Consider the following 6,356-nt stretch of genomic DNA (forward strand, 5'->3'; position numbering starts at 1 on the left):
TAACTTTGTTTTAGGGCGACTGCCCTGCTGCGTAACATCGTTGCTGCTCCATAACATCAAACATCGACCCACGGCGTAACGCGCTTGCTGCTTGGATGCCCGAGGCATAGACTGTACAAAAAAACAGTCATAACAAGCCATGAAAACCGCCACTGCGCCGTTACCACCGCTGCGTTCGGTCAAGGTTCTGGACCAGTTGCGTGAGCGCATACGCTACTTGCATTACAGCTTACGAACCGAACAGGCTTATGTCCACTGGGTTCGTGCCTTCATCCGTTTCCACGGTGTGCGTCACCCGGCAACCTTGGGCAGCAGCGAAGTCGAGGCATTTCTGTCCTGGCTGGCGAACGAGCGCAAGGTTTCGGTCTCCACGCATCGTCAGGCATTGGCGGCCTTGCTGTTCTTCTACGGCAAGGTGCTGTGCACGGATCTGCCCTGGCAGGGCATCAACGAAGACCAGAACCTGGGCATCGCCATCACCCGCCGTGCGCTGGAAGCCCCGCTGCGCGCCATCGTGGCCAACGCCGGTGAAGAACCGAGCGTGATCGTGGCCAACGTCAAGGCCGGCGAAGGCAGCTACGGCTACAACGCCGCCACCGGCGAGTTCGGCGACATGATCGCCATGGGCATCCTGGACCCGACCAAGGTGACCCGCTCGGCCCTGCAGCACGCCGCTTCCGTCGCCGGCCTTGCGATCACGACCGAAGTGGTCGTGGCCGAAGTGCCGAAGAAGGAAGAGCCGGCCATGCCGGGTGCTGGCGGTATGGGCGGCATGGGCGGCATGGATTTCTGATCCGGTTGGCCCGGTCGTCAGGGAACCGGACCGCGCCAGCGCGGTCCGATCCCGGCAACGACCCGACATCAAGGCCCCAAGGACGGGGCCGGAGCCCGGCAGCGATGCCGGGCTTTTTGTTGTGCCCGCGCCGCGGCAATGTCTGACGCGAAGATCAGAACGCACCGATACGAACGTGCGAACACAGGCGCAACACTGAGCAGCCGTCCCCGCACCGGAGCGCTGCGTGCCGCGCCTCGCCACATCCCGGCGGCAAGCCGCGGGATGCGCGCCACTGCCGTCCGCCCACACCGGTTCGCGGTACGCGCGCCACGCGCCCGAGCGCACGCTGCTGTACGCGTTGGTAGAGGCGCACTACCCGGACTTCATTGCACGGATCGAAGCGGAGGGCCGCTCGCTGCCCGGGTATGTCCGCGAGGCGTTCGATGCCTACCTGCGTTGCGGCGTACTCGAGCACGGCTTCCTGCGGGTGGTGTGCGAGCACTGCCGTGCAGAGAGGCTGGTGGCCTTCTCCTGCAAGAAGCGCGGGTTCTGCCCGAGTTGCGGCGCGCGACGCATGGCCGAGAGTGCGCGGCACCTGGTCGAGGAGGTGTTCGGCCCGCGGCCTGTGCGGCAATGGGTGCTGAGCTTTCCGTACCCCTTGCGTTTCCTGTTCGCCAGCAAGCCAGAAGCCATTGGCCCGGTGCTGGGCATCGTGCAGCGCGTGATCGCCGGCTGGTTGGCCGATCAAGCCGGCATCGACCGCGCCAGCGCCCAGTGCGGCGCGGTGACGCTGATCCAGCGTTTCGGCAGCGCGCTGAACCTGAACATCCACTTCCACATGCTGTGGCTCGACGGCGTGTACGTGGAAGCCACCGAGCTGCCGCGGCGCGAACTGCGCCTGCACCGCGCCCGTGCGCCCACCACCGCGCAGTTGACCCAGCTGGCAGCTACCATCGCGCACCGGGTGTGTCGGCACCTGACGCGCAAAGGCTGGCTCGAAGGGGAGGGCGAATCGGCCTTCCTGGCAGACAGCGCTGCAGGCGACGACAGCATGGATGGGCTGCGGATGAGTTCGATCACCTACCGCATCGCCACCGGCCGCGACGCTGGCTGCAAGGTCGTCACGCTGCAAACGCTGCCCGGTGACGCCGGTTCGCTGGAGGGCGAAGCCGGCAAGGTCGGCGGCTTCTCACTGCATGCCGGCGTGGCGGCCGAAGCACACGAAAGCCACAAGCTGGAAAAGCTGTGCCGCTACATCACGCGCCCGGCGATCAGCGAGAAGCGGCTGTCGATAGCGCTCCAGGGCAGGGTGCGTTACCAGCTCAAGACCCCGTGGCGCAATGGCACCACGCATGTGGAATGGGATCCGGTGGATTTCATCGCCAAGCTGGCGGCGCTGGTCCCGCCACCTCGCGCGCATCTCACCCGCTTCCACGGCGTATTCGCCCCGAATGCAAACCTGCGTGCGCAGCTGACGCCCTCGGGGCGCGGCAAGCGGCCTGCGGGCGATGCGGCGCCAGTGGACGTCAGCGCCCACGACGCGCCGCGCAGCCCCGAGGAGAAGCGCCGTGCGATGAGCTGGGCGCAACGGCTCAAGCGGGTCTTTTCCATCGACGTCACCGCCTGCGTCCACTGCGGTGGCACCGTGCGGATCGTCGCCAGCATCGAGGAACCCACCGCCATCCGCGCCATCCTCGCCCACTTCGAGAAGCACGGCGCGCGGGAAGAAGCGCACTACAGGCCCGCAGCGCGCGCGCCGCCAGTGCAAGCCGCGTGACGATCTGCCGGCTGCACAGCCGACGGCGAAACCGGAATCCGAGCCGATGCGGCCACGATCCGCAGGGCGGCGCTCGGCCCGCTGTCGGGAATCAGCGAAGCATGGCTGCTGACAACGCCGCTGCGTGGCCCCGCGATGCCGAAATCCCACTCACAGACGTCCGATCCGTGCCCAAAACGGGGCTTGCGCGACCGCCGCCTACCCAGCAGACTGCCCGAAAAGGGCGTTTGAACTTCCTATACGCAACCCCTCGCGCATGTCGCACCGCCGCCTGAAAGAGACCATCGGCGTGCGCTACAACGATTTCGGCGTGGTCGAGCCCATCGTCGCCGACATCCGCGCCATGCTGGCCACGCACGACGGCATCGACACCACGCAGACGCTGATCGTGAACTTCAACGCGTTCGGGCCGAGCTCGCTGGACATCATGGTCTACACCTTCACCAAGACCACGGTGTGGGTCACCTTCCACGAGATCAAGCAGGATGTGCTGCTGCGCATCGGGCGCATCGTCGAGTCGCATGGCGCCGAGATCGCGTTTCCGACGCAGACCGTCTACCTCGCGCAGCCAGAAGAGCCGCCTGAGGCCATGCGACCTGCAGCCGCCCCGCCAGCAGCGCGCTGAATCCAGCGCGGTCCGGACGCGAGCGGGTCAACCAGATGCGAGCGCTGGGCGCTTGCGCAGCAGGCGCGCCACCAGCCCAGCGGCCACCAGCACCAGCACCGCGCCGGCCCAGGCCGTGGCCTGCAGCGCATCGGTGAAGCCCGCGCGTGCGGCCGCCAGCAAGGCCGCGCCCTGCCACGCCGGCAGGGTGTCGGCCAGGTGCACGGCGCCCCCGAGCGAGGCACCGGCCGCCTGCAGCGCATCGGCCGGCAGGCCGGGCAGCGCCGCGCTGGTCAGCGCCTGCCGGTAGACCACCAGGCCGACGCTGCCGAACAGCGCGATGCCCAGCGCGCCGCTGAATTCGGACACCGTCTCCGACAAGGCCGAGGCCGCGCCCGCGCGCTCGGACGGCGCGCTGGTGATGATGATCTCGTTGCCGATGGTGAACACCGGCGCCAGGCCCAGGCCCATGACGATCGTGGCCGGCACCAGCCACCACAGGCCCTGCCCCAGCCCCAGCCCCAGCACGGCGAAGCCGAACGCCGCTGCCGACAGGCCCACGACGAGGATGCGCGCCGCCGGCCAGCGCGCCGCGAGCTGCGGCGACAACAGCGAACCGATGACGAAGCACAGGGACCAGGGCAGCGTGGCCAGCCCGGCCTGCAGCGGCGACAGCCCCAGCACGAGCTGCAGGTACTGCGTCATGAAGATGTAGACGCCGAACATGGCCAGCGCGGCCAGCGCATACGCCGCCAGCGCCGCGCGGAACGGCGCGTGCGCGAACAGCCGCAGGTCCAGCAGCGGGTAGGCGATGTGGCCCTGGCGGCGCAGGAACAGCGCCCCGACCGCCAGCCCGGCCAGCAGCGCAGCCATCGAGGCGAGGCCCGCTCCATGCTCGGCCAACTGCTTGAGCCCGTAGATCGTCAGCAGCACCGCCGCCAGCGACAGCAGCACGCTGGCCAGGTCCAGGTGCCCCGCGTCCGGATCACGATACTCGGGCAGGAAGCGAGGGCCGAGCGCCAGCGTCAGCAGCATCACCGGCACGTTGAGCCAGAACACGGCGCCCCAGTGGAAGAACTCCAGCAACACGCCGCCGACCAGCGGACCGATCGCGCTGCCCAGCGAAAACGCGGCGATCCACACGCCGATGGCGAACTGGCGCTGGCGCGGGTCGTGGAACATGTTGCGGATCAGCGCCATGGTGGACGGCGCGATGGTGGCGCCGGCCAGGCCGAGCAAGGCGCGCGCCGCGATCAACAGCGCGGCGGTATCGGCCAGCGCCGCGAGCACCGAGGCGAATGCGAAGAACGCCGCGCCGATCAACAACAGCCGGCGCCGGCCGATGCGGTCGCCCAGCGTGCCCATGGTGATCAGGAAGCCGGCGACGAAGAAGCCGTAGATGTCCAGGATCCAGAGAAGCTGGGCGCTGGAGGGCTGCAGTTCACGGCTGAGCACCGGCAGCGCCAGGTTCAGCACCGTGAGGTCCATGGCGTAGACCAGGCACGGCAGGGCGACCACGGCCAGGCCGATCCATTCGCGGCGGGTGGCCTTCCGACGATCCGCTGCGGTGTCGTGGAGCGTGGCGGACATACTCAAAACTTCCGGGACAAGAATGCTTTAACGACGAAGGCAACGCGCGCATTTCGACATGCCGTCGATGGCAACACCCATCCGCATTCAGGCGCGCGTGACACGCATGCCTGTTGCCCGTCGCACATCAGGGGGCACGGTCGTAGCCGGCCAGCAGCTGAAGTACTGACCTCATTTTTTCCTTCATTCATTTCAAACCTCTTTTTAATGTTTTAGGTTATCGCCAGCTCGGCAACTTGATACTCTGGTGAAGCCCAACTTTGTTTTAGGGCGACTGCCCTGCTGCGTAACATCGTTGCTGCTCCATAACATCAAACATCGACCCACGGCGTAACGCGCTTGCTGCTTGGATGCCCGAGGCATAGACTGTACAAAAAAACAGTCATAACAAGCCATGAAAACCGCCACTGCGCCGTTACCACCGCTGCGTTCGGTCAAGGTTCTGGACCAGTTGCGTGAGCGCATACGCTACTTGCATTACAGCTTACGAACCGAACAGGCTTATGTCCACTGGGTTCGTGCCTTCATCCGTTTCCACGGTGTGCGTCACCCGGCAACCTTGGGCAGCAGCGAAGTCGAGGCATTTCTGTCCTGGCTGGCGAACGAGCGCAAGGTTTCGGTCTCCACGCATCGTCAGGCATTGGCGGCCTTGCTGTTCTTCTACGGCAAGGTGCTGTGCACGGATCTGCCCTGGCTTCAGGAGATCGGAAGACCTCGGCCGTCGCGGCGCTTGCCGGTGGTGCTGACCCCGGATGAAGTGGTTCGCATCCTCGGTTTTCTGGAAGGCGAGCATCGTTTGTTCGCCCAGCTTCTGTATGGAACGGGCATGCGGATCAGTGAGGGTTTGCAACTGCGGGTCAAGGATCTGGATTTCGATCACGGCACGATCATCGTGCGGGAGGGCAAGGGCTCCAAGGATCGGGCCTTGATGTTACCCGAGAGCTTGGCACCCAGCCTGCGCGAGCAGCTGTCGCGTGCACGGGCATGGTGGCTGAAGGACCAGGCCGAGGGCCGCAGCGGCGTTGCGCTTCCCGACGCCCTTGAGCGGAAGTATCCGCGCGCCGGGCATTCCTGGCCGTGGTTCTGGGTTTTTGCGCAGCACACGCATTCGACCGATCCACGGAGCGGTGTCGTGCGTCGCCATCACATGTATGACCAGACCTTTCAGCGCGCCTTCAAACGTGCCGTAGAACAAGCAGGCATCACGAAGCCCGCCACACCGCACACCCTCCGCCACTCGTTCGCGACGGCCTTGCTCCGCAGCGGTTACGACATTCGAACCGTGCAGGATCTGCTCGGCCATTCCGACGTCTCTACGACGATGATTTACACGCATGTGCTGAAAGTTGGCGGTGCCGGAGTGCGCTCACCGCTTGATGCGCTGCCGCCCCTCACTAGTGAGAGGTAGGGCAGCGCAAGTCAATCCTGGCGGATTCACTACCCCTGCGCGAAGGCCATCGGTGCCGCATCGAACGGCCGGTTGCGGAAAGTCCTCCCTGCGTCCGCTGATGGCCGGCAGCAGCCCGTCGTTGCCTGATGGATCCAACCCCTCCGCTGCTATAGTGCAGTCGGCTTCTGACGTTCAGTGCAGCCGTCTTCTGAAAACGACA

General features: G+C 66.0%; 4 protein-coding genes and 2 pseudogenes. 5 read left to right on the forward strand and 1 reads right to left on the reverse strand.

The features are described 5' to 3' along the window. Positions 1-139: 139 nt before the first annotated feature. The 4 genes and pseudogenes from intI1 (ACEQFP_RS16980) to ACEQFP_RS16995 all read left to right on the forward strand — a co-directional run. Positions 140-439 (forward strand): annotated as a pseudogene (gene intI1, locus ACEQFP_RS16980) (class 1 integron integrase IntI1); the annotation flags it as partial. Further along, positions 440-793, forward strand: a pseudogene (locus tag ACEQFP_RS16985) (TCP-1/cpn60 chaperonin family protein); the annotation flags it as partial. It lies immediately after the preceding pseudogene. Between the two features lie 274 nt (positions 794-1,067). Next, on the forward strand, positions 1,068-2,552 hold the full coding sequence (locus ACEQFP_RS16990) for an IS91 family transposase (protein WP_022742855.1): 1,485 nt from the start codon (positions 1,068-1,070) through the stop codon (positions 2,550-2,552). A gap of 256 nt (positions 2,553-2,808) precedes the next feature. Continuing rightward, entirely contained in the window at positions 2,809-3,177 is a 369-nt protein-coding gene (locus tag ACEQFP_RS16995) for a mechanosensitive ion channel domain-containing protein (RefSeq protein WP_001470701.1), read from the forward strand. A 27-nt stretch (positions 3,178-3,204) separates the two neighbouring features. Here ACEQFP_RS16995 and ACEQFP_RS17000 read toward each other — a convergent pair whose 3' ends face one another. Then, positions 3,205-4,746, reverse strand: a complete 1,542-nt coding sequence (locus tag ACEQFP_RS17000; RefSeq protein ID WP_109638756.1) for a fluoroquinolone efflux MFS transporter QepA8 — start codon at positions 4,744-4,746, stop codon at positions 3,205-3,207. A 394-nt stretch (positions 4,747-5,140) separates the two neighbouring features. Between ACEQFP_RS17000 and intI1 (ACEQFP_RS17005) the strand changes: the two genes are divergently transcribed. Then, positions 5,141-6,154, forward strand: coding sequence for a class 1 integron integrase IntI1 (gene intI1 / locus ACEQFP_RS17005; protein WP_000845048.1), 1,014 nt, complete (start codon positions 5,141-5,143; stop codon positions 6,152-6,154). The last annotated feature ends 202 nt before the right edge of the window (positions 6,155-6,356 follow it).

This window comes from Edwardsiella sp. A.80236, assembly GCF_044540725.1.
GTDB classification, from domain to species: domain Bacteria; phylum Pseudomonadota; class Gammaproteobacteria; order Enterobacterales; family Enterobacteriaceae; genus Edwardsiella; species Edwardsiella tarda.

Bases quoted from the DNA above. Each gene is read 5' to 3' on its own strand.
- intI1 (WP_000845048.1), top strand. From the start codon at position 5,141: ATGAAAACCGCCACTGCGCCGTTACCACCGCTGCGTTCGGTCAAGGTT.
- ACEQFP_RS16995 (WP_001470701.1), top strand. From the start codon at position 2,809: ATGTCGCACCGCCGCCTGAAAGAGACCATCGGCGTGCGCTACAACGAT.
- ACEQFP_RS17000 (WP_109638756.1), bottom strand. From the start codon at position 4,746: ATGTCCGCCACGCTCCACGACACCGCAGCGGATCGTCGGAAGGCCACC.